Raw genomic sequence first — 26,825 nt, 5'->3', positions numbered from 1 at the left:
CGGCGAAAGGGGCAGAAGTGCTGGGGTGGGCCCACCGGGGCCAGTGAGTTAGGTTAGGCTAACCTAACTCATCCCCCCAGTGAGAGGTCCACCCATGCGCTCACACCTGCTCAGTGACGCCACGACGGAGCAGTACCGGCGCTCCGTCGCCGAGGGAGTCGAGCGGGTGGCGGCCACCCTGGCCGCGACCGACCGGCCGTTCACCGGCATCAGCCCCGACGCCCTCGCTCCCCGGGTCGACGCCGTCGACCTCGACCAGCCCCTCGGCGACACCGCCGCCGCCCTGGAGGAGCTGGAGTCGGTCTATCTGCGCGACGCCGTCTACTTCCACCATCCCCGCTATCTCGCCCATCTCAACTGCCCGGTGGCGATCCCCGCGATCGCCGCCGAGGCCGTGCTCAGCGCGGTCAACTCCTCGCTGGACACCTGGGATCAGAGCGCCGGCGCCACCTTGATCGAGCGCCGGCTGATCGACTGGACGGCGGCCCGGATCGGCCTCGGCCCGGCCGCCGACGGGGTGTTCACCAGCGGCGGCACCCAGTCCAACCTCCAGGCGCTGCTGCTGGCCCGGGAGGAGGCGGTCGGTCACGGCGCCGATCCGGCCCGGCTGCGCATCCTGACCTCCGAGTGCGGCCACTTCAGCGTCCGCAAGTCCGCGAAGCTCCTCGGCCTGTCCGCGGACGCGGTCATCACGCTGCCCTGCGACCGCGACCGGCGGATGCAACCCGCGGCGCTCGCCCGTGAGTTGGAGCAGTGCGCCCGCGACGGGCTGGTCCCGATGGCCGTGGTGGCCACCGCCGGCACCACCGACTTCGGCTCCATCGACCCGCTCCCCGCCCTCGCCGCGCTCTGCGCCCGGCACGGCGTCTGGCTGCATGTGGACGCCGCCTACGGCTGCGGGCTGCTCGCCTCCACCACCCGCCGGCACCTGCTCGACGGCATCGAGGCCGCCGATTCCGTGACCGTCGACTATCACAAGTCCTTTTTCCAGCCAGTCAGTTCGAGTGCCGTGCTGGTGCGCGACCGCGGCACGCTGCGGCACGCCACCTACCACTCCGACTACCTCAACCCCCGCCGAGCGGCGGCCGAGCGCATCCCCAACCAGGTGGACAAGTCGCTCCAGACCACCCGCCGTTTCGACGCGCTCAAGCTGTGGATGACGCTGCGGGTGATGGGCGCCGACGGGGTGGGCGCGCTCTTCGATGAGGTGCTGGACCTGGCCGACGCGGCCTGGACGGTACTGGACGCCGACCCCCGTTTCGAGGTCGTCGTCCGCCCCACGCTGTCCACCCTGGTCTTCCGCTGGCTGCCGTCCGGCATCGCGACCCCGTCCGACATCGACCGCGCCAACCTGCACGCCCGCCAGGCGGTGTCCTCCGCAGGCCAGGCCGTGGTCGCCGCCACGAAGGTCCGCGGCAGCCATTACCTGAAGTTCACCCTGCTCAACCCGAACACCACGCTCGCCGACATCACCGCGGTCCTCGACCTGCTCGCCGGGCACGCCGACCGCCACCTCGCCACCACGACCACGGGAGAGACGCTTGTCCACGCCTCGTGACCCCCGCAACGCCGCAGCCACGGCTACGGAACCGGCCGGCTCCGGCGACGCGCTCGACTTCATCGGCATCGGCCTCGGCCCCTTCAACCTCGGCCTCGCCTGCCTCACCGCCCCGCTCCCCCACCCCCGCGGCGTGTTCCTGGAGAGCAAGCCCGACTTCGACTGGCACTCCGGCATGTTCCTGGAGGGCAGCAGCCTCCAGACCCCGTTCATGTCCGACCTGGTGACCCTCGCCGACCCCACCTCGCCCTTCAGCTTCCTCAACTACCTCAAGCAGTCCGGCCGGTTGTACCCCTTCTACATCCGCGAGAACTTCCACCCGCTGCGCGAGGAGTTCAACGACTACTGCCGGTGGGCCGCCGCCCGCCTGTCCTCGGTGCGCTTCGAACGCACCGTGACCGAGGTGGTCTACGACGAGCGCCACGCGGAATACGAGGTGCGGACGGCGAACGGCGAGACGTACCACGCGCCGCGCCTGGTGCTGGGCACCGGCACCCCGCCCCACCTGCCCTCCGCGGTGGACGGCCTCGGCGGCGACCTCCTGCACAACTCCCGCTACCTGGCGGCGAAACCCGGGCTCCAGGAGAAGCGGAGCATCACCATCGTCGGCAGCGGGCAGAGCGCCGCCGAGATCTATCACGACCTGCTCCAGGACATCGACTCCCTCGGCTACCACCTCACCTGGGTGACCCGCTCCCCCCGCTTCTTCCCGCTCGAATACACCAAGCTCACCCTGGAGATGACCTCACCGGAGTACATCGACTACTTCCACGCGCTGCCCGCCCCGGTCCGCGACTCGCTCAACAGCACGCAGAAGAGCCTGTACAAGGGCATCGACTCCGACCTGATCAACGCGATCTTCGACCTGCTCTACGCCAAGAGCCGCCGCGGCAAGGTCCCCACCCGCCTGCTCACCAACACCTCGCTGGACAGCGCCGATCACGATCCGGCCACCGGCACGTACACCCTCGGGCTGCGCCAGCACGAGCAGGACCGCACGCACACCCTCACCACCGAGGGCCTGGTGCTGGCCACCGGCTACCGCTACCAGGTGCCGGACTTCCTCGACCCGGTCCGCGACCGCATCCGCTGGGACGACCAGGGCCGTTACGACGTCAGCCGGGACTACGCGATCGACGTCACCGGCCGCGGCATCTACGTCCAGAACGCCGAGCTGCACACCCACGGCTTCGCCGCCCCCGACCTCGGCATGGCCGCCTACCGCAACTCCCGCATCATCCGCCACCTGCTCGACGGCGAGGAGCCGTACCGGGTGGAAACGGCCATCGCCTTCCAGGAGTTCACCGTATGACCGCCCCCGCCCGCTTCACCTTCCGCCCGGTCGACCCGCCCGCCGACGCCGGCCTGCTGCACACCTGGGTCACCCACCCCAAGGCGTCGTTCTGGCTGATGTCCGACGCGAGCCGGTACGACGTCGAGCGCGCCTACGCGGACATCGCGCAGGCGCCGTACCAGGACGCGTTCATCGGGTCGTACGACGGCGAACCCGTCTGCCTGCTGGAGCGGTACGACCCCGCGCGGGTGGAACTGCCCGGGCTGTACGACGCCGAGCCCGGCGACGTCGGGATGCACTTCCTGGTCGCGCCGGCCGACCGGCCCGTGCACGGCTTCACCCGGGCGGTCATCGCCGCGGTGATGGGCGAACTGTTCGCCGACCCCTCGGTACGCCGTGTCGTGGTCGAGCCGGACGTCCGCAACACCGCGGTCCACGCGCTCAACAAGACGGTCGGCTTCGAGGTGGTACGCCGGATACGCAAGCCGGAGAAGGAGGCGCTGCTGAGCATCTGCACCCGCGCGGGGTACGAAGCGGCGCTCGACGGGGGGCGGGTGCGATGACGACCTCCGTCCGCTCGGGCCTGGAACCGGCCCTGGACCCGGCCACCGCCCACCTGAACCCGGAACTGTGGGCGCGCGCGACCCGCCACCTGGTCCGCAAGGCGCTCGCGGAGTTCGCGCACGAGAAGCTGCTGACGCCGGCCCGCGACGAGGAGCGCGGCAGCGGGTGGTACACGGTCCGCAGCGACGACGGCGGCACGGCGTACCGTTTCCGCGCCGACCGGCTGGCGCTCGACCACTGGCACCTCGACCCGGCCTCCCTCACCCGGACCCGCGAGAGTGCCCAGAGCCCGGCCGCCCCGGACCCCATCGGCGAGGACCTGCCGCTGGACGCGCTCGCCTTCTTCGCGGAATTCCGCACCTCCCTCGCACTCGGCGACGACGTCCTGCCGCTGTACCTGGAGGAGATCACCTCCACCCTCGCGTCGCTCGCGTACAAGTACGGCAAGCACACCGGCGACGGCACGACCGCCGACCCTGGCACCCCTGGCGCGGACGGCACCCCTCACGCACCCGGCGCCCCCGCCACTCCTGCCACTCCCAGCGCCGCCGCACTCAGCCGCGCCCCCTTCCAGACCGTCGAAGCCGCCATGCTCGAAGGGCACCCCTGCTTCGTGGCCAACAGCGGCCGCATCGGCTTCGGCGCCCACGACCTGGCCGTGTACACCCCGGAGGCCGCCACCCCCGTCCGGCTGACCTGGCTGGCCGCCCACCGCGACCGCGCCCGCTTCAGCGTGGGCGCCGGCCTCAGCTACGACGACCTGATCGCGGGCGAGCTGGACGCCTCCACCCGGGAGCGCTTCGCGCAGACCCTCCGCGACCTCGGCCTCGACCCCGCCGACTACCTCCTGATCCCCGCCCACCCCTGGCAGTGGGAGCACCGCCTCGCCACCACCTTCGCCGGCGAGGTCGCCCAGCGGCACCTCGTCCACCTCGGCCCGGGCGACGACACGCACCTCGCCCAGCAGTCGGTCCGCACCTTCTTCAACGCCGACCACCCCGAACGCCACTACGTGAAGACCGCGCTGTCCGTCCTCAACATGGGGTTCCTGCGCGGCCTGTCCGCCGCGTACATGGCCGGCACCCCCGCGATCAACGACTGGGTCGCCGACCTGGTCGCCGCCGACCCGACCCTGACCGCCGCCCGCTTCTCGATCCTGCGCGAGCGCGCCGCCGTCGGCTACCACCCGCTGCCGTACGAGGCCGCCACCGAGCCGGGCTCGCCGTACCGCAAGATGCTGGCCGCACTGTGGCGGGAGAGCCCGGTGCCCGGGCTGGGCCCGGGGCGGTCGGCGGCGACGATGGCCTCGCTGCTGCACGTCGATCCCGACGGCGGCTCCTTCGCCGCCGCGCTGATCGCCCGCTCCGGCGAGCCGCCCGAGCGCTGGCTGCGCGGCTACCTGGACGCGTACCTGGTGCCGGTCGTGCACTGCATGTACGCCCACCGCCTGGCCTTCATGCCGCACGGCGAGAACGTCATCCTCGTGCTCGACGCCGACGGCCGGGTGGAGCGGGTGGTCTTCAAGGACATCGCCGAGGAGATCGTGGTGATGGACCCGGAGGCGGATCTGCCGCCGGAGGTGCGGCGGGTCCGCGCCGCCATCCCGGACGACGAGCAGGCGCTGTGCGTGTTCACGGACGTCTTCGACTGCTTCCTCCGCTTCCTGTCCGCGATCCTGCACACCGGCCGGGTCCTGGACCAGGACGCCTTCTGGCGGACGGTCGCCGAGTGCGTCGCGGACTACCAGCGGGCCCACCCCGAGCTGGCCGGGCGCTTCCGCCGCCACGACCTGTTCGCGCCGAGCTTCGCCCGGTCCTGCCTGAACCGGCTCCAGCTCCGGAACAACCGCAGCATGGTCGACCTCGCCGACCCCTCGGCGGCACTCCAGTTCGTCGGAATACTGGACAATCCGCTCGCCGCTCACCCGTTCGGCCCTCACTAATCGCGCAGGGGTGCCCGAAAACGGGCAGGATTCTTGCAAAGCAGGGATGATCTGATGAGTATCAACGGGTGCCCGAACACCGGACGTCCTACGAAGACCTCATCGACCACCTGGTCCGCACCACGTCGCTGCACCGCGGCGAGGCGTCCCGGGTGGTGCTGGACGTCCTGGCCTACTTCGACGAGACGACCGAGGAGTACGTCCGCCGCAGGCACCGCGAGCTCCAGGTGAAGGGGCTGGTCAACACGGAGATCTTCGAGCGGATCGGCGAGGAGCTGCCGCACCGGGCGGTCGCCCCGGCCGCGCTCTCCCAGCGCCAGCTGCGCCGGATCGTCTACGGCTGACCGGGCACCCCCACCCGACCGGGCGCTCAGGGGCGCACCGGGCACCCCCGACAGGTACGACCGAGAGGGACGGCACATGTGCGGAATTGTCGGCTACATCGGCAGGCGTGACGTGGCACCACTGCTGCTGGAGGGCCTGCAGCGGCTGGAGTACCGAGGCTACGACTCGGCCGGCATCGTGATCACCGGCAGGTCCGGCGAGCTGCGGACCGTCAAGGCCAAGGGCCGGGTGCGCGACCTGGAGGCGCGCGTGCCCAAGCGCTTCGCCGGCACCACCGGCATCGCCCACACCCGCTGGGCCACCCATGGCGCGCCCAGCGACGCCAACGCGCACCCGCACCTCGACGCGGACAGCGCCGTCGCCATCGTGCACAACGGCATCATCGACAACGCCTCGGAGCTGCGCGCCCGGCTCACCGCCGAGGGCACCGTCTTCGCCTCGGAGACCGACACCGAGGTACTCGTCCACCTCATCGCCCGCTCGCAGGCCGACACGCTGGAGCAGCGGGTCAGCGAGGCGCTGCGCGCGGTCGAGGGCACCTACGGCCTCGCGGTGCTGCACCGCGACTTCCCGGACCGGATCGTGGTGGCCCGCAACGGCTCCCCGGTGGTGCTCGGCATCGGCGAGAAGGAGATGTTCGTCGCCTCCGACGTGGCCGCGCTCGTCGCCCACACCCGCCAGGTCGTCACGCTCGCGGACGGCGAGATGGCCACCCTCAAGTCCGACGACTTCCGCACGTACACCACCGAGGGCTCACGGACCACCGCCACGCCGACCACCGTGGAGTGGGAGGCCGAGTCGTACGACATGGGCGGTCACGACACCTACATGCACAAGGAGATCGCCGAGCAGGCCGAGGCGGTGGACCGGGTGCTGCGCGGACGGATCGACGACAAGTTCGCCACGGTGCACCTGGGCGGCCTCAACCTGGACCCGCGCGAGGCGCGCGGGGTGCGGCGGATCAAGATCCTCGGCTGTGGCACCAGCTACCACGCGGGCCAGATCGGCGCGCAGCTCATCGAGGAGCTGGCCCGTATCCCCGCGGACGCCGAGCCCGCCTCGGAGTTCCGCTACCGCAACCCGGTGGTCGACCCGGACACGCTGTACGTGGCGGTGTCGCAGTCCGGCGAGACGTACGACGTGCTGGCGGCCGTGCAGGAGCTGAAGCGCAAGGGCGCGCGGGTGCTCGGCGTGGTCAACGTGGTGGGTTCGGCGATCGCCCGGGAGGCGGACGGCGGCACCTACGTGCACGCCGGGCCCGAGGTGTGCGTGGTGTCCACGAAGTGCTTCACCAACACGGTGGTGGCCTTCGCGCTGCTCGCGCTGCACCTGGGCCGGATCAGGGACCTGTCGGTCGCCGACGGCCGGCGGATCATCGAGGGGCTGCGGCGGCTGCCCGGCCAGATCGACGAGATCCTCAAGGCGGAGCCGGAGATCAAGCGGCTGGCGCTGCACTTCGCGGACGCGAAGTCGATGCTGTTCATCGGCCGGGTGCGGGGCTACCCGGTGGCCCGGGAGGCGTCGCTGAAGCTGAAGGAGGTCAGCTACATCCACGCCGAGGCGTACCCGGCCTCCGAGTTGAAGCACGGCCCGCTGGCGCTGGTGGAGCCGGCGATGCCGACGGTGGCGATCGTGCCCGACGACGACCTGCTGGAGAAGAACCGGGCCGCGCTGGAGGAGATCAAGGCCCGCAGCGGCCGCATCCTGGCCGTGGCCCACCAGGAGCAGGAGAAGGCCGACCACACGATCATCGTGCCGAAGAACGAGGACGAGCTGGACCCGATCCTGATGGGCATCCCGCTGCAGCTCTTCGCGTACCACACCGCTCTCGCGCTTGGCCGGGACATCGACAAGCCGCGCAACCTGGCGAAGTCGGTCACCGTGGAGTGAGTCGCGGCCCCTGGAACACCCGTGGTGGGCCCGGACCGCACCCCGGCCGGGCCCGCCGCACGGGCCGAACAGACCGCGCCCGCACCGGCCGGGCCGCTACGGAATGACCACCACCGGCCGCTGCGCCCGGCGAGCCAGCCGCCCGGCCACCGAACCGAAGATCCGGCCGACCATGCCGTGCGTGCCGCCGACCACGATCGCGTCGGCTTCGTACTCCTTGCCGACCTCCTCCAGCTCGTGGCAGATGTCGCCGCCGCGCTCCACCAGCACCCAGGAGATCTCGGCGAGGTGGTCGGCGCAGGCCAGCTCCAGACCGAGCACCTCGGTGCGGTGGTCGGGCACGTCGACGAAGACGGGTGGCTCGCAGCCGGCCCAGACGGTGGCGGGCAGCCGGTTGGCGACATGCACGATGATCAGTGCGGAGTGCGTTCTGCGGGCCATCCCGATCGCGTACGACAGGGCCCGCTCGCTGGAGAGGGACCCATCGAAGCCGACGACGACGCCGTGCCGGAAGGCCGGGTCGCAGGAGTGGTGCCGCGCGGTGGCCAGCTCGGGGACCGCCGCGGAGTCGGCAAGCGGCCTGCCGTCGGCGGGCTCGGGAATCTCATGAGCGGCCATGATGCGGATTCTCGGCGAGGGCGGCGCTGACGCGCCGAGCAGCGGACAAGACGTTTCTCGCGGGGCGGGCCGCCGCAGCGGCCGGTTTCGGCCAGTTCACCACTTCCCGTCCCACTCCCTCCAGGGTACGGCCGGCGCAAGCGCCTGCACAGAGCTGACGTGCCCTTCACAGGCTCTTCCGTACGTCTTCCGTACCCGGAGTTCCCAGGAGAATGCCGGAGGGAAGCCAAGAGCGCAACGGCACCGCGCCAATGAGTGCGACGCCATCGCGCCAACCGGCTGCACGGTTCGGCGCACGGGCGCACCGCGGGGGCGCATTGCGGCCACCTCCCCGACAACTCCCGTCACCACCTTCCGCCCAGCCCGACCAGCACCGCGTGCACCGCGCCGGCGGCGGTCACACAGGTGCAAGTTCACCCCGGAATACCCGCGAAAGCCGTACGCGCATTCCGCACCGGAGCAGCGATTTTCGGCCAACTTGGCGCCGTTACGCATTCGTTGGCGGCCGTGCGCACTAACACCTGCGCCACCAGCGGTTCTACGATGCGGCAGGACGCGGACGGTGCGGTCCGGGGTCCCGGCGACATGAGGCGTACTTCCCAGCGGGCCGCCTGGGTGAAACGCTTCGTGATCGAATGCTTTACGCCACGTTGCCTTGTCGACTTAGCGTCAGATGGTGAACTTGTCACTAACGCCCCACCTGACACAGTAGATTTGATCATGGGTGACTGCGCTGGACAGCGGGGGATTACGTGCAGGACCGAGGGGACGACGCGTCGATACGAGGGGGGCTTGAGCTCCATGAGCCAGGAGTCCAGTTCCGGTACGGCGGCGGACACTCCGTCGCAAGCACCATCGGCATCGCCTCGCGCCATCCGCAAGCTCTCCGCGCGCCGCCGGCCCGAGGTCGTCGCGGTGCTGCTCTTCAGCGGTGGTCCGATCTTCGAGAGTTCCATACCCCTGTCCGTCTTCGGCATCGACCGGCAGGACGCGGGCGTGCCCCGCTACCGGCTGCTGGTCTGCGCCGGCGAGGAGGGTGCGCTGCGCACCACCGGCGGGCTCGAACTGACCGCGCCCTACGGCCTTGAGGCGCTCGCCCGGGCCGGCACCGTGGTGGTGCCGACCTGGCGCTCGATATCCCAGGCCCCGCCGCCCGAGGCGCTGGACGCGATCCGTCGCGCGCACGAGGAGGGTGCCCGGATCATCGGCCTGTGCACCGGCGCCTTCGTGCTCGCCGCCGCCGGCCTGCTGGACGGCCGCCCGGCCACCACGCACTGGATGTACGCGCCGACGCTGGCCAAGCGCTATCCGTCGGTGCACGTGGACCCGCGCGAGCTGTTCGTGGACGACGGCGACGTGCTCACCTCCGCCGGGACCGCGGCCGGCATCGACCTGTGCCTGCACGTGGTGCGCACCGACCACGGCACGGACGCGGCCGCCGCGCTCGCCCGCCGGCTGGTCGTGCCGCCGCGCCGGGCGGACTGGCAGACCGGGCAGCGGCACATGGACCGGTCTTTACCAGAGGAGATCGGCGCGGACCCGCTGGCCGAGGTCGTCGCGTGGGCGCTGGAGCATCTTCACGAGCAGTTCGACGTCGAGGCGCTGGCCGCGCGCGCCTACATGAGCCGGCGCACCTTCGACCGCCGGTTCCGCTCGCTGACCGGCAGCGCGCCGTTGCAGTGGCTGATCACGCAGCGGGTGCTCCAGGCGCAGCGGCTGCTGGAGACATCGGACTACTCGGTCGACGAGGTGGCCGGGCGGTGCGGGTTCCGCTCGCCGGTGGCGCTGCGCGGGCACTTCCGGCGGCAGCTCGGCTCGTCCCCCGCGTCGTACCGCGCCGCGTACCGGGCCCGCAGGCCGCAGGACGACAGCGACCGCGCCGCGCCGCCTCCCGAGGTGCCACCTGCGCGCAGGGGCGGTCCGGGCGGCGGGTCCGCGGCCGGGGCCGGGGCCGGGGCCGCACACGGCCACGGCCACGGGAACGGGAACGGGAACGCCCACGGGAGTGGGAGCGGGCACGGCGGCGGGCACGGCTCCGCGACCGGAGCGGGGGCCGGAGCGGGGGCCGGAGCCGGTGGCAGTCCCGGCGCCGGTCCTGGTGGCGGCTCGCAGGTGCTGGCCGCTCCGGCCAAGGGCGACCCGGACGCGTACACCACGTCCGCACGGGTCCCGGAGCAGTCCGGGCGGCCCGATCCGGCCGACGGGCCGGCCCGCGGGCGGCTGCGTGCCGGGCGCGGGCTGGGAGCCGCCCTCCCGGGACCGCGTGATCGCCCGTAGGGTGAGACACATGAACGACCGGATGGTGTGGATCGACTGTGAGATGACCGGCCTCTCGCTGGCGCATGACGCGCTGATCGAGGTGGCCGCGCTCGTCACCGACTCCGAGCTCAACGTCCTCGGCGAGGGGGTGGACATCGTGATCCGCCCGCCCGCCGAGGCGCTGGAGACCATGCCGGAGATCGTCCGGCAGATGCACACCACCTCCGGACTGCTGGAGGAACTGCCCGACGGGGTCGGCATGGCCGAGGCGGAGAAGGCCGTCCTGGACTACATCCGCGAGCACGTCGCCGAGCCGCGCAAGGCCCCGCTGTGCGGCAACTCCGTCTCCACCGACCGCGGCTTCCTCGCCCGGGACATGCCGACGCTGGAGCAGCACCTGCACTACCGCATCGTGGACGTCTCCTCGGTGAAGGAACTGGCCCGCCGCTGGTACCCGCGGGCGTACTTCAACAGCCCCGAGAAGAACGGCAACCACCGCGCGCTCGCCGACATCCGCGAGTCCATCGCCGAGCTGCGCTACTACCGCGAGGCCGTCTTCGTGCCCGCCCCCGGCCCCGACACGGACACCGCCCGCGCGATCGCCGCCAAGCACGTCCTTCCGCCGGCTCCGCACCCCGCCGGATAAGCGGGCGCGACCACCCCTCCCCACCCTGTACACTTTTCCAGGCGGCGCCACCCCGGTAGGGAAAAGCGCCGCTCATGGTGGGTGTAGCTCAGATGGTAGAGCACCTGGTTGTGGTCCAGGATGTCGCGGGTTCGAGTCCCGTCACTCACCCTCACGCGAGGCGGCCGCTGATCTGCTCCGGCAGAACAGCGGCCGCTTTCGTCTGCGCGGGCCACCGCGTCACCGGGCGGCCAGGCCGCCAAGTCACCGCGCCACCACGTCACCGGGCCGGCGGGCCACCTGGGCACCTTCACCGCGCGCGGGCGGGAAGCGGCATGATGATCGCGTGATCACTCGATACGAACGGCCCGAGGGCAGCGCGCCCGTCAACGGATACAGCCACGCGGTCGCCTTCACCGGCACGACCGTCGTCGTCTCGGGGCAGGTGCCCGTGGACGCGGACGGGACGCTGGTCGGCGAGGGCGACGCCGAGGCGCAGGTCCGGCAGGTGTTCGCGAACCTGGCGTCCGTCCTGGACGCCGCGGGCGCGGACCTCGCGGACGTCGTGAAGATCACCGTCTTCCTCACCGACATCGGCTCCGACCTGGCCGCCTTCCGCCGGGTGCGGGACGAGCACTTCGACCCGGCCCGGCTGCCCGCCAGTTCGCTGGTCCAGGTCTCGGCCCTGGTCCATCCGGCGTTCCGGGTGGAGATCGAGGCGATGGCCGTGGTCGACGGCGCGAAGGCGTAGGGCGCGGCACCCGAGACCGGCCCTCGGCACGCAGCCCCCGGCACCCAGCACACGGACACGGACACGGGCCCCGGTACGCAGGCGCCGAGCCGCAGCACACCGGCACGGGCGCGCGATACGGCGCCGGCGGCCCGCCCCCGCACTCTCGGCGAGGGGCGGGCCCCGGCGCCCGGGCCGGGGACGGGCGGCGGCGGGCCGGGAGCGGTCAGGCCGCCCGGGTCATCTCCCGCCGCCCCCGCCTCCGGGGGCCTGGTGGCGCTATTCCTCGAAGAGCAGGGCGTACGTGCCCATCGCCATCGCGATGTCCGCCTCCGCCCAGAACCGGTGGTAGGTGAAGGTCGGCACGGCCCCGCCGTTCAGGTAGTCCGCGACCTTCGACCAGTTCGGGTCGTCCTTGTAGAAGGACCGCAGCTCCAGGAAGGTGGAGCTGGAGTCGATCTTGTCGCCGTTCGGCATCGTCCCGGTCCAGCCGGACGGCACGTACACCGGGTCGGAGAACCGCGAGTAGTCCGCGCGGGTCTCCGGGGCCGCGATGCCCAGCGGGTCCTGGTAGTGGTCCCACATGCCGTCGAGCAGGGCCTTCGACTCCGCCTGGGCCGCGGTGTCACCGGACTTGGCGGCGTAGTAGGCGAGCGTCTTGGCGTAGGCCGCGGTGACGCCCAGGTCGTCGCCGTAGGACGTGACCGTCACGTGCAGGCCGGAGTTGGCGCCCGGACTGGCCGGGTTCCAGGTGTCCGGTGCGCCGGACCACGCGAGGTCGGACGGGATCTGGAAAGTGCCGTCCGCGTTCACCGTGGTCTCGGACATCGCCCAGTTCACCCACTTGGCCAGGATCGCCTTGGCCTTCGCGTCACCGGTCTGCTGGTAGTACTCCGCGACCCGCTCCATCGACCACGCCTGCATGCCGAACCACTGGTTCGACGGCGGGTCGTGGTAGACGGGCTCCCAGTCGTACGCCATCCCGTAGAAGGTGGGCGTGCCGGCCGGGGGCTGGGCGTAGGCGCCGTCCCAACTGTTCGTGGCGCCACCGGCGATGGCGCCCTCGTCGGACTGGAGCCACTGGTAGAACTCCAGCTGCCGGCCCAGGCTGGTGGTCCAGTCCTGCTTGCCGGTGGCCGACTTGGGCGCCATGTTGGCGTCGGTGGTCAACGCGTAGGCCGCCAGCGGGTTCTGGTAGCCGAAGTGCGAGGCGCCGTCGCCGATCCGCCAGGCCCAGCCGCCGCCGGAGCCGGTCGAGCCGCCCCAGGCGTAGTACCAGGACAGCAGGTAGTGCTCGCTGTCCTTGCCGGTGCCGGCCGGGCACGAGGTGGGGCTCGTGCAACCGCCGATCTTCTTGAAGTACTTGTCGAAGAACGAGTAGCGCAGGTAGTCGCCCATCTCGCCGGCCTTCGCGACGGTGGCCTTCACGTCGGCCTCCTTGCCCTGCTCCTGCGCCCAGGTGTCCGCCCAGTAGGCGGCCTGGATCGCCCGCGCGTCGGCGTCCGGCGCGTCCGTGTACTTCCACTGCGTGGCGTAGTTGGAGTCGCCGGTGAACAGGTCCAGATATCCGTTCTTGCCGCCGTACTTGAAGTCGTCGCAGGTCGGCTGGGGTACGGTCTCCCAGACCGACTCCTGCGAGCCGCGCTGGAAGGTGTTGATGTACGACGGCCCCTTCGCCGTCGGGCCCAGCTCGCAGCCGCCACCGGGCGTGTCACCGTAGCCGTAGACGTTGTCGACGTCCTCCAGCCAGTGCATGCCGTAGATGTCGTCGGTGCCGTACGCCGACTTCAGCTCACCCGCGATCGGGTCCTGACCGACCGGCACGCTGCCGTCGAGCTGCGACGGGTACTCCGAGGGCAGGTCGTGCTCCGGCGCGTAGGTCGCCGGTGAACTCGCGTTGTAGTAGCTGTTCGTGGGCTGGTCGGCGTGGGTGGGGATCATGTACTTCTCCATGGTCGCCCAGGCCGCGTTGAACTTGCTCCAGTCCTGGGTGACCTGGCCGTACATCGCCTGTAGCCAGATCATGTACGAGTACGCCTCGGAGGTCGTCTCGTGGCCGTAGTCCGGGGCCTCCACGATCAGCGTCTCCACCGAGTGGTACGGAATCCCCTCGGGTGAGAAGTAGCCGGAGGCCGGGTCGGTGATCTTGCCGTACAGCGACAGGAAGCGCGCGTCGTAGTCGCTGGTGGCGCCGATCTCCGTGGCGGTCACGCTCGCCTTGAGATAGCCGTCGGCCGTCGCGGTGAAGGTCGCCGCGCCGGTGCCGCCGCTGTCGGCCGCGAGGGTGACCTGCTGCGTGGTGCTCCAGTTCGACGGGGTGAAGGTCAGGCTCGCGCCGGACGTGACGCTCAGCCCGGTGTTGCCCGCGGAACGCGCCACCGCCACCGTGACATCGGAGGTCGGAGCGCTGGACAGCTTCACCGCGAAGCCGCCGGTGCCGCCCTGCTGGACGGAGACCTGCGCCGGGGTGGCCACGATCGACGGCCCGGCCACCACGTGCAGGCCCACCGGCGTGGACTCGGCGCTCGCGCCGAGACTGTCGTACGCCTTGGCGTACACCGAGTAGTCCCCGGCCGGAACCGACGACCAGTCCGTGGTGTAGGGCGCGGTGGTGTCGGTCCCCAGCAGCACGTCGTCGCTGTAGAACTCGACCTTGGTGATCGTCGCGCCGTCCGCGGCCACGGCGGTGGCCGCCAGCGGGATGTCGGCGCCCGCGTTGTACGTGGCGCCGGCCGCGGGGCTGGTCAGCACCGGCAGCGGCGGCTGGTGCGCGCCGCCGCAGGCCGTGCCGTTGACGGCGAACGCGGTGGGTGCCGCGTTGCTGCCCGTGTAGGTGAAATTGGCACTCGCGGTGACGCTGCCGCCGGCCGCGATTGTCTTGTTCCAGTCCAGCGACTTGACAGTCACGGCCTTGCCGGCCTGCGACCAGTCGCCGTTCCAGCCGCTCTGCAGCGTCTGGTCACCGGAGTACGCGTAGGTCAGCGTCCAGCCGTCGATCGGGGCGTCGCCGAGGTCGGTGATCTTGGCGTTGGCGGTGAAGCCGCCGCCCCAGTCGTTGGTCGTGTAGTCGACGGCGCACCGGATGTCCGCCGCGTGCGCGGCCGTGCCGCCCGCCACCGTCATGGCGAGCGGCACGGCGAGCGCGGCCGTGAAGGCCGTCACCAGCCTTCTCAGCCGCTTTCTGAAAGGTCTTCCTCTGGGCATGCGAGAGGTCCTCCTCGCGGTTCGTTGTGGGGGGAACGTGGGGGGAAGTGCAACTGAACCAGTGGGAGCGCTCCCACCATCGGGGTGCCACGAAGCGCTGTCAAGAGGCCGATCGCAACGGCATGCCCATGCCGTCTCAACCGCCAATTGCTCCTGAAAACCGCCCACTTCATCACGGTCGAGCCGACCGGAAACCGACCCGGCCTTTACCTCACCCCTACCGGGACGGACGGTGACCCGCTAGGGTCTCCGGCGGACCAGTGGGAGCGCGTCCATGTTCCTTCCCCGTTTGCGCACCACCCGGGCCACGAGGCGGCCCGCACCGCCGGGCCCGCCCGGCTTTCGGGCCGCCTCGTCCGCGCCCGCCCCGGGCCCCACACCCACCCCCACAGCACATCGGCACGTCCGGCACCTCGCACGTCCGGCACCTCGCACCACCGCACCACCGCACCACCCTCCCCCCACCACCCCCCACACTCCCAGGAGTCGCACATGCGACGACCAACACGTACCGCGGCGCTCTCCGTCGCCGCCGTCACCACGGCGGCGGCCGCCGCCGCGCTGCTGCCCGCGCTCGGCGCCGGCGCCGCGGCCGGCGCCACCCCGGCCTGCACGGTGGCCTACTCGGTGACCAACCAGTGGGACGCCGGCTTCCAGGGCGACGTCGTGATCACCAACAACTCCGCCGCCACCACCAGTTGGCGGCTCACCTTCGACTTCCCCGGCGGCCAGCACGTCACCCAGGGCTGGAACGGCACCTGGTCGCAGGCCGGCAGCACCGTGAGCGTGGCGTCCGAGTCGTACAACGGCGTGATCCCCAGCGGCGGCAGCATCAGCGCCGGGTTCCTCGGCGACTGGTCCGGCGGCAACCCGAGCCCGACCGCGTTCACGCTCAACGGCACCACCTGCAACGAGGACGACGGCACCGCTCCCCCGACCACTCCGCCCACCACGCCCCCGACCACCCCGCCGGGCGACGGCGGCGGCGACCCGGCCCCGCCGAAACTGCACGTCTCCGGCAACGAGTTGGTGGACTCCACCGGGAAGCAGGTGGTGCTGCACGGCGTGAACCGCTCCGGCACCGAGTTCGCCTGCGCGCAGGGCAACGGCATCTTCGACGGCCCGGTCGACGACACGGCGATCGACGCGATCACCAGCTGGAAGGGCGTCAACGCGGTCCGCGTCCCGCTCAACGAGGACTGCTGGGAGGGACTTTCGTACGTGCCGGCGGAAGACGGCGGCGCCGCCTACATCGCGGCGATCACCGACTGGGTGAACCGGCTGGTCGCGCACGGCATCACGCCCATCCTCGACCTGCACTGGACGCACGGCCTGTACACCGGCAACTCGGCGGGCTGCTCGGACGTCAACGCCACCTGCCAGAAGCCGATGCCGGACGCGCAGTACGCCATCCCGTTCTGGCAGAGCGTCGCGGACACCTTCAAATCCGACACCTCGGTCGTCTTCGACCTGTTCAACGAGCCCTACCCGGACCGCGCCACCTCCACCTCGGAGCAGGCGTGGACCTGCTGGCGGGACGGCGGCACCTGCCCGGGCATCGGCTACCAGGTGGCCGGCATGCAGGACCTGGTCGACGCGGTACGCGGCACCGGCGCGCAGAACGTGATCATGCTCGGCGGCCTGGCGTACTCCAACGACGAGACCGGCTGGCTGGCCCACGAGCCGACCGACCCGACCGGCAACCTCGCCGCCTCCCTGCACGTCTACAACTTCAACTCGTGTGCCAACCAGTCCTGCTGGGACTCGCAGATCGCCCCGGTCGCCGCCCAGGTGCCGCTGGTGGCGGGCGAGATCGGTGAGAACACCTGCGCCCACGCCTTCACCGACACCTTCATGAACTGGCTGGACGCGCACCACCTGTCCTACCTGGGCTGGACCTGGAACACCTGGGACTGCTCCTCCGGCCCGTCGCTGATCTCCTCTTACGACGGAACGCCCACCGCCTACGGGCAGGGCCTCAAGGACCATCTGGCCGCGCTGGGCTGAGTTCGGCCGGGCTCCCGGCGCCCCCGGACAGGGCGGTCCCGTACACGGATGGCGTGTACGGGGCCGCCCCTTCGCGCATGTCCGGGTTGTCCGGCGATTCCCGCGTGAGCAGCGGGTTGTCCGTTCGGGACTCGAAACGGCGACAGTGCTCAACAGGCCAGTATTGAACAACTTATTGACGCCGATGTACGGGCCTTGTAAACATCACCTCGCCAGAGAGCGCTCTCTCACACGCGTCCCCCTGGCCTCCATCACGGACCCCCACCCGGTTGAGGAGATACCAAATGTCAGGCAGCACTTCGCTGTTGGTGCGGCCACGGCCCGGACGGCACGACAGATCCCGGCCGTATCTCATCCTTGCCCTCCTGCTCGCGCTGACGGCGGGCCTCGCCCTCGTCGTCACCTCGCAGTCGCCGGCCCGCGCGGCCGGCGCCCTCCTGTCGCAGGGGCGACCCGCCACCGCCTCGTCGGTCGAGAACGCGGGCACCCCGGCCTCCGCCGCGGTCGACGGCGACACCGGCACCCGCTGGTCCAGCGCCGCGGCCGATCCCCAGTGGCTCCGCGTCGACCTGGGCAGCAACCAGTCGATCAGCCAGGTGACCCTCAACTGGGAGACGGCGTACGCGAAGGCGTTCAAGATCCAGACCTCGGTCAACGGCACCGACTGGACCGACGTCTACTCCACCACCACCGGGACCGGCGGCAACCAGACCCTGTCCGTAAACGGTTCCGGCCGCTATGTCCGCATGTACGGCAGCCAGCGCGCCACCCAGTACGGCTACTCGCTCTGGGAGTTCCAGGTCTACGGCGGCGGCGGCGTCACCCCGACCGCGTGCGCCACCGACAACGCGGCGCAGGGCAGGACGGCCGCGGCGTCCTCCACCGAGAACGCGGCCTCCCCGGCCTCCGCGGCGGTCGACGGCGACACCGGCACCCGCTGGTCCAGCGCGTTCAGCGACCCGCAGTGGCTGCGGGTGGACCTCGGCGCCTCGGTACCGCTCTGCAGCGTCGGCCTCAACTGGGAGACCGCGTACGCCACCGCCTACCAGATCCAGGTCTCGGACGACGCCACCAACTGGACCACGGTGTACTCCACCACGACCGGCACCGGCGGCATACAGAACATCGACGTCACCGGCACCGGCCGCTACGTCCGCGTCTACACCACCGCGCGGGCCACGGCGTACGGCGTGTCGCTGTGGGAGTTCTCGGTGCACCTGGCCGCGGGCACCACCACACCCCCCACCAGCCCTCCGCCCACCGGTGGTGACGACTCCTTCTGGGGCGACACCAGCCAGATCCCGGCCGCGAACAACGTGATGGAGGTCGCGATACTCAACCGGACCAACGGTGCGTATCCCGACAGCCAGGTCTACTGGAGCTTCGACGGCCAGGAGCACTCGATCGCCGAGCAGCCGTACTTCGACATGCCGGCCAACTCGTCGGGCCGGATGTACTTCTACGTCGGCTCGCCGAACAGCCAGTACAACGACTTCATCGAGTTCACGATCGGCCCGGACGTCTTCAACGGCAACACCACCCGGGTGGACGCCTGGGCGCTGCCGCTGGCCATCCGGCTGCACTCGCACACCGGTCAGGACATCCAACTCGGCGACAACCAGGACCTCTTCACCACCAGCCGCGACCAGGTCTTCCAGGAGTTCCAGGACGCCGTGCCGCAGCAGTTCAAGGTGCTGGCGCAGACCCAGGCGCCGTACCGGATCATCGCCCCGGGCAGTGACCCGAGCTTCCGGGCCGGCGGCGCCAACGAGAACTACTTCACCTCCTACGCCCAGTCGGTCGGCGTGAACGCGGCGACCTCGGACATCTTCGGCTGCGCGGGCTCGCTGGCCGGCGACCCGAGCATGTGCGCCGCGCTCAACCGGCACACCGCCACCCTCCCGGCCGACCAGCAGCAGGACCCGACGAAGTTCTACTCGGGCGACCCGGCCAACTGGTACGCCAAGTTCTGGCACGACCACGCCATCAACGGGCTGGCCTACGGCTTCCCGTACGACGACGTGGCCGGGCAGGCGGCGTACGCCTCGATGCAGAACCCGCAGTGGATGGAGGTCGCGGTCGGCTTCTAGCCCCGCGACCGGCGCGGTCCGCACGGCCCCCCACATCTTCCCCACGCCGTGCGGACCGCGTTCCCCCCGAGAACCGTTTCCCGCAGATCCCCCCACAGGAGCCGCCGGGGGCGGGCCGGGCACACGAATCCGCGTGTGCCCCGGCTCGCCCCCGGCGGTGCTTCCGCGTCCGGCCCAACCCGACTACCTATACGTGACAGATTCGCCGCCCGCTCCCGCTCCGTACCGTCGTGACCAGCGACGACACGGCACACCGGTGCCGGTCACGACACATGGGAGAACGCCATGAGCGACATCCAGCACCTGGTCGAGCAGTACATCGGCATCTGGAACGAGGCGGACCCGGCCCTGCGCACCTGGAAGATCGCCGAGGTGTTCGCCGAGAACGGCAGCTACACCGACCCGCTCGCGGACGTCACGGGCCGGGCCGCCTTCGGCGAGGTGGTCGCCGGGGCCCAGGCCCAGTTCGCGGGCCTGGTCTTCACCCTCGGCCCGGTCGACGCCCACCACAACATCGCCCGCTTCACCTGGGAGTTGGGCCCCGCGGGCGGCGAGTCGCTGGTGGTCGGCTTCGACGTGGTGTCGGTCGGCACGGACGGCCTGATCCACAGCGTCCACGGCTTCCTCGACAAGGTCCCCGCCGGCGCCTGACCCGCGCCCGACCTCAGCGGGTACCCAGATAGATCAGGAACGCGACCACCACGACGGCCACCGCGACAGCGAAGACCGCAGCACCGCCCTCCTTCCCCCCGGTCCCGCGAACGGGACCCTGGCCGGCCGAACCCCCCACGCCAGGGTCCCCGTCATACCCGCTGTGGTGAACGTGGTGGCCGTGATGCCCACCGTGATGCCCGCTGTGCCCGCCGCCGCTGTGCCCGGAGTCGCCGTGCCCGCCGCCGTCCATGGGTGCCTCCCGGGAGCCGGGCCACGCGCGGACAACGCGTGACCGTGTGCGAACTACGACGGTCCGGCACCCGAATCCGGTTCCTCGCCGTCACTACGCTGGGCCGTATGGGTGATCTCATCAGCGATCGGGAACGACTCCGCCACGTCGAGCAGTTGTACGAAGCAGCGACGTTCGGTGGCGACCGGACAGCACCCGCGCGGGCCGAGCGGGTGCTCGACGGACTGGCGGCGGACCTGGCGCTCGCCCGCGGCAAAACCTTGCACGCACGCTATCTGACAGACCGAAAGGAGGTGGTCGAAGGGCAAGAAGGAGAGCTGTTCCAGCAGGCGGTGCCCCTCTACCGCGCGCTCGGCGACATCCGCGGCGAAGGCGAGGCCCTCTTCTGGCTCGGCGCCTGGCACCAAGTGGTCCAGGAGGCATACGGCAAGGCGGTGCCGTGCTTCCAACGGTCCTACGACCTGGCCGAGTCGGCCGGCGACCGACTCACCCAGTCATACGCCACACGCCACCTGGGGTTCGCAGCGGAGCCATCCGGCCACCTGGACGAAGCCCGCGCACGCTTCGAACAGTCAGTCCAACTACGCGAGGACCTGGGCCTCCCCGCCGCCGCGGCCGCGGCCCAACTCGCCCTCGCCGAGTTCCTCTGGCACTCCTGCGGCGACCACGACTCGGCACAACGTCTACTGGACCAGGCCCACACAACGGCCACGCAGTGCGCCGCGGCCGGCGTTCTCCAGTGGATAGCCGACGCGCGCACCCGCATGTAGCGAAACCCCGCACCACCGCCCCACCACAAACACCCCCCCCCCACCGAGCAGCCACCCACCCACCACAAGCACCCCAACCGATTAGGAGCCCACACCACAATCACCCCCCACCGAGGAGAAGCCCACCCACCACCAGACGGCCAAGCGCCCCCACCGAGCAGCCACCCACCCACCACAAACACCCCAACCGATTAGGAGCCCACACCACAATCACCCCCACCGGGGAGAAGCCGACACCCCTCACCCAATCAACCGATCCAGCAACTCGAAGGTCTCGTAAGGCTGGTCGTAGTCCCCGAAGTGCCCGTCATCGCGCACGATCTGGGTGCCGCCCAGCCGCTCGAACATCGCGCGGCCCTGACGGTCGTCGCAACCGTACGGGTCCACGCGGGAGTTGATGAAGTACAAGTCCCGAACATGCGACCTGATCGCCGCCCAGTCGTACGCGTCCTGGAGCACCGGCTCCTCCGACTCGTTCGGCCGCGTGGCGTACCCCGCCACGAGCACCGCCTGCGCCACCTCCACCTCGATGTGCTCCAACACCGCCAGCAGCAGCGCGGCGCCCCCGGAGTGCCCCACCAGCACCGTCTCCTCGTCGAACCGCTGCTCGGCCAGCACCTTCGGCAGAAACGTCCCGATCGGCTCCACATTCAGCTCCGGATAGTGCGGAACCTCCACGGAGTACCCCCGCTCCGCCAACCTCCGCCCCAGCCACGGATACCAGGCCACCCCCGGGTTCGCCCCGGTCCCGTGAAACACCACCGCATTCCGCGCCATGCCCCGCTCCCTCCTCGCCTCACACGTCAGCCCACCGTACCGGCGCCCACGACCAGAACAGCGCCCTCATCCCCCAATCCGGCGCGCCCTCAAGCCAAGCGCACACCAACCCCGGCGCCCCGCACACCCGGACCGGAGCGGGGGCGAAGGTGGCGGGGTTCGAGACGTTCGTATATTTGTGGCGCGCGGAAGAGGGCACCGCTACGAAATGACCCGCAGGCGCCGTAAATATGCAGTCTCGAACCCCGCCGCCGGCGCCCCCGCGACCGCAACCACCCACCGCAGCACCCCCGTTACGGACAACGGCGCCCCCGCAGCGGCGCCGCTACCTGCACCCGCACCCACCCCTCACACGGACTCGCGCCGCACCAATTCCGTCGCGAGCACCACATGCCGCCGCACCGACTCCCGCTCAGCGATCTCCTCCAGCAGCACCCGCGCCATCGTCCGCCCCATCTCCTCCGTCGGCTGCCGCACCGACGTCAACGCCGGGTCCATATGCCGCGCGATAGCCGAATCCTCGAACCCCACCAGCGCCACATCATCCGGCACCCTCCGCCCCTCCTCCCGCAGCACCGCCCGCGCCCCGGCCGCCATCACATCCGACGCCGCGAACACCCCGTCCACATCAGGCCGCCGCGCCAGCAACTCCCGCATGGCCCGCCGCCCACCCTCCTCGGTGAAGTCCCCGGCGGCGATGAGTTCCTCGGAGGAGCCCCCGGACGACCCGGACGACCCGAACGGCCCGGAAAACCCAGGAGAAGAAGCCCCGCCCCCGCCCCCCAACCCCGCCTCGGCCACCGCCTGCCGATACCCGTCCAACCGCGACCGCGCCACATACATGTCCAGCGGCCCGGTGATCGTCGCGACCCGCCGCCGCCCCCGCTCGATGAGATGCGCGACAGCCGCCCGCGCCCCACCCACATTGTCGGCGTCCACATACGACACCGACTCCAGATCCGACCGCCGCCCGTTGAGCACCGCGGGCATGTCGAGCTGCTCCAGCAGATCCGGCAGCGGATCATCCTCGTGCACGGACACCAGCAGCACCCCGTCCACCCGATGCGCCGCCAGATACTGCGCGAAGCGCGCCCGCTCCTTCGGCGTCCGAATCAACGTCAGCAGCAACTGCATGTCCGTGTCGGCCAGTTCCGCCCCGATCCCCCGGATGATGTCCGAGAAGTACGGCTCCGCGAACAACCGCGTCTCCGGCTCGGGAATGACCAGCGCGATCGCGTCCGTACGGTTTCCGGCCAGCGCCCGGGCCGCCCGGTTCGGCACGTAACCGAGCTCGGCGATCGCCGCCTCCACCGCCGCCTTCGCCCGCTCACTGACCCGCGGTGACCCGTTGATCACCCGGGAGACCGTGCCGCGCCCCACCCCCGCGCGCACGGCGACCTCCTCAAGGGTGGGCCGTCCGCTGTGCCGCCCGTTCATGGCCACTGGAGCCTCCTGTACTCATTGCGCGCCACCTTAGCGCGAGGTCCATCCGCTGAGGCGCAGCTCGTGAGAGCGCTCCCACGTTACAAGCACCCACGCCGGCCTCCGGCGATGCCCGCGCGAGGCCATCCGTTCAAGAAGTGACCATCCGTCCGCCCCGGACACGTTCCGGCAACGAAATCGACTTCACATCTTGACACTGACCCCTCCCAGGCGTGAGTGTTCCGGCAAGCCTAGTGGGAGCGCTCCCACACAGCGTTCCCACACATTGCGCTCGACGATCGAAGATCACCCGGGGACAAGCTCCACCGCATCACCCGCACCACCGCACCGCACGACCCACCCTGACAAGGAGAGTGGAATGCGCACTTCCGGCAGAACCCGCAAGGCCGCCGTCATCGCGGTCGCGGGTCTCGCAGCCTGCGCGACCCTGATCACCGGCTGCAGCAGCAACAGCAAGGACGACAGCAAGGGGAGCTCGTCCAACGAGAAGATCACCCTGCGCATCGGTGACTACGGCGCGTTCGGCTACGACGACAAGACGGGCGCGAAGCTCTTCGCCGAGTACCACAAGCTGCACCCGAACATCACCGTCAAGGAAGACAACGTCTCCGACAGCGGCGTGTACTGGAACTCCCTGAAGCTGCACCTCAACCAGACCAGCGGCCTCGACGACATCCAGGCGATCGAGATCGGCTTCGTGGCGAACGCGACCCAGCCGCAGTACGCGAACAAGTTCGTGGACTTCAAGTCGGTCAAGGGCTTCAACGCCGGTGACTGGCTGGACTACAAGGAGAAGGAGGCCACCACCTCCGACGGCAAGATCATCGGTGTCGGCACCGACGTCGGCCCGACCGCGATCTGCTACCGCAAGGACATGTTCAAGGCGGCCGGGCTGCCGACCGACCGGAACGAGGTCGCCGCGCTGTGGGCGGGCGACTGGCAGAAGTTCGTGGACGCCGGCAAGAAGTTCCAGGCGAAGGCCCCCAAGGGCGTGGCCTTCACCGACTCCGCCGGTGGCCTGTTCAACGCGGTGCTGTCCAGCCAGACCACGCAGTACTCCGACCAGAGCGGCAAGCTGGTCTACGCCTCCAGCCCCGGTGTGCAGACCGCCTGGAACCTGTCCGCCGAAGCGGTGCAGGACGGGCTGACCGCCAAGCTCCAGCAGTTCGACACCACCTGGACCTCCGCGTTCAAGACCAACAAGTTCGCCACCGTGGCCTGCCCGAGCTGGATGATCGGCCAGGTCGCCTCGAACTCCGGTCCCGCCAACAAGGGCAACTGGGACATCGCCCAGCCGCCGCAGGCCGGCAACTGGGGCGGTTCGTTCCTCGGCGTCCCGAAGTCGGGCAAGCACCTGGCCGAGGCCGAGGCGCTGGCCCAGTGGCTGACCGCCCCGGCGCAGCAGGTCAAGGTCTTCCAGAAGTTCGGCAACATCCCGTCGACGAAGGCCGGTCTTGACGACCCGGCGGTGGCGAACACCACCAACCCGTACTTCCCGGGCACCCCGGTCGGCAAGATCTTCTCGGACACCGCGCACAACATCCAGCCGGCCCCGATCGGTCCGAACGACGGCACCGTGAAGGACATCATCACGAAGAACGGCCTGCTCGACATGGAGCAGCGCCACACGTCCAAGGACGCGGCCTGGAAGAAGGTCCAGGCCACGGTGAAGGACCAGGTCACCACGAGCTGACCGGAGTTCGGGGCCGCCCGGCAGTGACTCCCACCTGCCGGGCGGCCCGCGTCCGGCCCCCGCTCCCCCTTCTTCCCGCTCCCGCTCCGCCCGCTCCCCCGTCGACATCCGTCGACACCCGCTGATCCCCTACCGGAAGGACGCCACTCGTGGCCACCTCCGTCAGGGCGACGTCCGACGGCAGCCCCCGGTCGTCCCGGACCGACCCCAGCACGAACCGCAAGAGCGGTGACAACGGCCCGCCCGGCGGCTGGCGCGCCAAGGCGTACCGGCTGGACACCAAGGCGTCGCCGTACGCGTACATCGCCCCCTTCTTCCTCTGCTTCGCCGCCTTCGGCCTCTTCCCGCTGATCTACACCGGCTGGCTCTCCTTCCACCAGGTGGAACTCGGCACGCACGCCAACTGGGTGGGCCTGCGCAACTACACCGCGCTGTGGGACAACAGCTTCTTCTGGACCGCGCTGCGCAACACCTTCACCCTCGGGGTGATCTCCACGGTGCCGCAGCTGATGATGGCGCTCGGCCTGGCCCACCTGCTCAACTACCAGATGCGGGCGCGCGGGTTCTTCCGGGTCGCGATCCTGGCGCCGTACGCGACCTCGATCGCGGCGGCCACCCTGGTCTTCATCCAGCTCTTCAACCCCGACTACGGGATGATCAACCAGGTCCTCGACCACGTCGGGATCGGGGACGTGCAGTGGGCGTCGTCCAAGTGGCCCGCGCAGATCGCGATCTCCTCGATCGTGACGTGGCGCTGGACCGGGTACAACGCGCTGATCTACCTGGCCGCGATGCAGGCCGTGCCCGCCGACCTGTACGAGGCGGCCGCACTCGACGGTGCCTCGCGCTGGCGGCAGTTCATCAGCGTGACCATCCCGTCGATCCGGCCGACGATCTTCTTCACGATCATCGTCTCCACCATCGGCGCCACCCAGCTCTTCGGTGAGCCGCTGATGTTCGGCGGCAACGTGGGCGTCTCCGGCGGCTCCGACCACCAGTACCAGACCCTCAGCCTGTACATGTACGACAAGGGCTGGCAGGTCGGCGAGCTGGGTCAGGCGTCCGCCGTGGCCTGGGTGATGCTGCTGATCCTGCTGCTCATCGGCGCGTTCCAGCTCCTCGTCATACGCAGCAACCGCCGGAAGCTTGGGAGCTGACGATGGCACAACTCACCCAGCCGATCCCGTCAGCCGGGCCCCGGCACTCCACCACCAGCCCGCGAACCGCCCGCCGCTGGCGGCGTTCGGGAAGCGCCGGCGGGCAGCAGAAGGCCGGCCCGATCGCGTATGTCCTGCTGATCCTCGCCACGTTGGTCTCGCTGTTCCCGCTGTACTGGACGGTGGTGGCGGCCTCGCGCACCGGCACCGAAGTGATCACCCCGCCGACGCCGTTGCTGCCCGGCAGCCATCTCGTCGACAACCTGAAGATCGTGTGGAACCAGGTCGACATGACCAAGGCCCTGATCAACTCCACCATCGTGGCGGGTTGCGTGGCCGTGAGCACCGTGCTGTTCGCGACCCTGGCCGGATTCGCCTTCGCCAAGCTGGAGTTCCGCGGCCGCAACGCGCTGCTGACCCTGGTGGTGGCGACGATGACCATCCCGCCGCAGCTCACCGTGATCCCGCTCTACCAGATCATCACGAAGGTGGGTTGGGTCGGGCACATCCAGTCGGTGATCCTGCCGTCGCTGGTGGCCGCGTTCGGCGTGTTCTTCATGCGGCAGTTCCTCTCCGAGGCGCTGCCGGTCGAACTGGTCGAGGCGGCGCGGGTGGACGGGGCGCACAGCCTGCGGATCATCTGGCACGTGGTGTTCCCGATCGCCCGGCCGGGGATGGCCGTGCTCGGGATGCTCGTCTTCGTCCAGTCCTGGAACGACTTCTTCTGGCCGTTCATCGCGCTGAACCAGCAGAACCCGACCGTGCAGGTCGCCCTGCAGGGGCTCGGTTCCGGCGACCACACGATCAACCAGGCCGTGGTGGTGTGCGGGGCGCTGGTCGCGACGCTGCCGCTGCTGCTGGTCTTCGCGGTCCTCGGCCGGCAGATCGTCGGCGGGATCACCGCCGGCGCGGTCAAGAACTGACGCCGCCCCGCTCCCCCTTCCCTGCCCGCACC

General features: G+C 70.5%; 20 protein-coding genes and 1 tRNA gene. 17 read left to right on the top strand and 4 right to left on the bottom strand.

The window, feature by feature from the left end:
- The first annotated feature begins 94 nt into the window (after nt 1-94).
- From OG896_RS26245 to glmS, 6 genes are all read left to right on the top strand, one after another.
- Complete coding sequence (locus tag OG896_RS26245) at nt 95-1,558, top strand: pyridoxal phosphate-dependent decarboxylase family protein (protein ID WP_329369250.1); 1,464 nt, start codon at nt 95-97, stop codon at nt 1,556-1,558.
- Nucleotides 1,542-2,870 carry a lysine N(6)-hydroxylase/L-ornithine N(5)-oxygenase family protein gene (locus OG896_RS26240; protein ID WP_329369248.1) on the top strand — a complete coding sequence of 443 codons (1,329 nt, stop codon included), beginning with the start codon at nt 1,542-1,544 and terminating at the stop codon, nt 2,868-2,870. The genes OG896_RS26245 and OG896_RS26240 overlap by 17 nt, the downstream gene beginning before the upstream one ends.
- Nucleotides 2,867-3,415 (top strand): GNAT family N-acetyltransferase, encoded by a 549-nt coding sequence (locus tag OG896_RS26235; RefSeq protein ID WP_329369246.1) that lies wholly within the window; start codon nt 2,867-2,869, stop codon nt 3,413-3,415. The genes OG896_RS26240 and OG896_RS26235 overlap by 4 nt, the downstream gene beginning before the upstream one ends.
- Entirely contained in the window at nt 3,412-5,358 is a 1,947-nt protein-coding gene (locus OG896_RS26230; RefSeq protein ID WP_329369244.1) for an IucA/IucC family protein, read from the top strand. The genes OG896_RS26235 and OG896_RS26230 overlap by 4 nt, the downstream gene beginning before the upstream one ends.
- Nucleotides 5,359-5,426: 68 nt before the next feature.
- Nucleotides 5,427-5,702: a hypothetical protein gene (locus OG896_RS26225; RefSeq protein ID WP_329369242.1), complete on the top strand. Its 276-nt coding sequence runs from the start codon at nt 5,427-5,429 to the stop codon at nt 5,700-5,702.
- 76 nt (nt 5,703-5,778) lie between these two features.
- Nucleotides 5,779-7,593 (top strand): glutamine--fructose-6-phosphate transaminase (isomerizing), encoded by a 1,815-nt coding sequence (gene glmS / locus OG896_RS26220; protein WP_329369240.1) that lies wholly within the window; start codon nt 5,779-5,781, stop codon nt 7,591-7,593.
- 96 nt (nt 7,594-7,689) lie between these two features.
- On the opposite strand, the gene OG896_RS26215 is transcribed toward glmS, so the two are convergent.
- A complete protein-coding gene (locus tag OG896_RS26215; protein ID WP_328464365.1) occupies nt 7,690-8,211 on the bottom strand; it encodes a universal stress protein in 522 nt (173 codons plus the stop codon).
- A gap of 801 nt (nt 8,212-9,012) precedes the next feature.
- Here OG896_RS26215 and OG896_RS26210 point away from each other — a divergent pair.
- The 4 genes from OG896_RS26210 (at nt 9,013) to OG896_RS26195 (ending at nt 11,846) form a co-directional block, all read left to right on the top strand.
- Nucleotides 9,013-10,488 carry a GlxA family transcriptional regulator gene (locus OG896_RS26210; RefSeq protein ID WP_329374286.1) on the top strand — a complete coding sequence of 492 codons (1,476 nt, stop codon included), beginning with the start codon at nt 9,013-9,015 and terminating at the stop codon, nt 10,486-10,488.
- A gap of 10 nt (nt 10,489-10,498) precedes the next feature.
- Nucleotides 10,499-11,116 carry an oligoribonuclease gene (gene orn / locus OG896_RS26205; protein ID WP_329369238.1) on the top strand — a complete coding sequence of 206 codons (618 nt, stop codon included), beginning with the start codon at nt 10,499-10,501 and terminating at the stop codon, nt 11,114-11,116.
- 77 nt (nt 11,117-11,193) lie between these two features.
- Nucleotides 11,194-11,266 (top strand) — tRNA-His (locus OG896_RS26200).
- A 175-nt stretch (nt 11,267-11,441) separates the two neighbouring features.
- The gene (locus OG896_RS26195) at nt 11,442-11,846 is read left to right on the top strand and encodes a RidA family protein (protein WP_329369236.1); all 405 of its coding nucleotides are present in this window, start codon (nt 11,442-11,444) and stop codon (nt 11,844-11,846) included.
- A 258-nt stretch (nt 11,847-12,104) separates the two neighbouring features.
- Here OG896_RS26195 and OG896_RS26190 read toward each other — a convergent pair whose 3' ends face one another.
- Entirely contained in the window at nt 12,105-15,029 is a 2,925-nt protein-coding gene (locus OG896_RS26190; protein ID WP_329369234.1) for a glycoside hydrolase family 48 protein, read from the bottom strand.
- Nucleotides 15,030-15,521: 492 nt separating this feature from the next.
- Between OG896_RS26190 and OG896_RS26185 the strand changes: the two genes are divergently transcribed.
- The 4 genes from OG896_RS26185 to OG896_RS26170 all read left to right on the top strand — a co-directional run bounded on the left by OG896_RS26185 (nt 15,522) and on the right by OG896_RS26170 (nt 20,800).
- Complete coding sequence (locus OG896_RS26185) at nt 15,522-17,036, top strand: cellulose binding domain-containing protein (protein WP_329369231.1); 1,515 nt, start codon at nt 15,522-15,524, stop codon at nt 17,034-17,036.
- 284 nt (nt 17,037-17,320) lie between these two features.
- Nucleotides 17,321-19,126: a discoidin domain-containing protein gene (locus OG896_RS26180; protein WP_329369229.1), complete on the top strand. Its 1,806-nt coding sequence runs from the start codon at nt 17,321-17,323 to the stop codon at nt 19,124-19,126.
- A 285-nt stretch (nt 19,127-19,411) separates the two neighbouring features.
- Nucleotides 19,412-19,777 carry a nuclear transport factor 2 family protein gene (locus OG896_RS26175; protein WP_329369227.1) on the top strand — a complete coding sequence of 122 codons (366 nt, stop codon included), beginning with the start codon at nt 19,412-19,414 and terminating at the stop codon, nt 19,775-19,777.
- A gap of 360 nt (nt 19,778-20,137) precedes the next feature.
- Nucleotides 20,138-20,800: a tetratricopeptide repeat protein gene (locus OG896_RS26170; protein WP_329369225.1), complete on the top strand. Its 663-nt coding sequence runs from the start codon at nt 20,138-20,140 to the stop codon at nt 20,798-20,800.
- A gap of 240 nt (nt 20,801-21,040) precedes the next feature.
- On the opposite strand, the gene OG896_RS26165 is transcribed toward OG896_RS26170, so the two are convergent.
- A complete protein-coding gene (locus tag OG896_RS26165; protein ID WP_329369223.1) occupies nt 21,041-21,577 on the bottom strand; it encodes an RBBP9/YdeN family alpha/beta hydrolase in 537 nt (178 codons plus the stop codon).
- A 348-nt stretch (nt 21,578-21,925) separates the two neighbouring features.
- Nucleotides 21,926-23,014, bottom strand: coding sequence for a LacI family DNA-binding transcriptional regulator (locus OG896_RS26160; protein ID WP_329374285.1), 1,089 nt, complete (start codon nt 23,012-23,014; stop codon nt 21,926-21,928).
- Nucleotides 23,015-23,378: 364 nt separating this feature from the next.
- On the opposite strand from OG896_RS26160, the gene OG896_RS26155 reads away from it, so the two are divergent.
- The 3 genes from OG896_RS26155 to OG896_RS26145 all read left to right on the top strand — a co-directional run bounded on the left by OG896_RS26155 (nt 23,379) and on the right by OG896_RS26145 (nt 26,793).
- Entirely contained in the window at nt 23,379-24,713 is a 1,335-nt protein-coding gene (locus OG896_RS26155) for an ABC transporter substrate-binding protein (RefSeq protein ID WP_329369221.1), read from the top strand.
- A gap of 149 nt (nt 24,714-24,862) precedes the next feature.
- On the top strand, nt 24,863-25,870 hold the full coding sequence (locus tag OG896_RS26150; RefSeq protein ID WP_329369219.1) for a carbohydrate ABC transporter permease: 1,008 nt from the start codon (nt 24,863-24,865) through the stop codon (nt 25,868-25,870).
- A 2-nt stretch (nt 25,871-25,872) separates the two neighbouring features.
- Nucleotides 25,873-26,793: a carbohydrate ABC transporter permease gene (locus OG896_RS26145; protein WP_329369217.1), complete on the top strand. Its 921-nt coding sequence runs from the start codon at nt 25,873-25,875 to the stop codon at nt 26,791-26,793.
- Nucleotides 26,794-26,825 lie beyond the last annotated feature (32 nt).

The sequence above is a fragment of the Streptomyces sp. NBC_00669 genome (genome assembly GCF_036226785.1).
GTDB lineage: Bacteria > Actinomycetota > Actinomycetes > Streptomycetales > Streptomycetaceae > Actinacidiphila.
The sequence above is the reverse complement of the archived record's forward strand: the minus strand, read 5'-3'. Positions and strand labels throughout refer to the sequence as shown.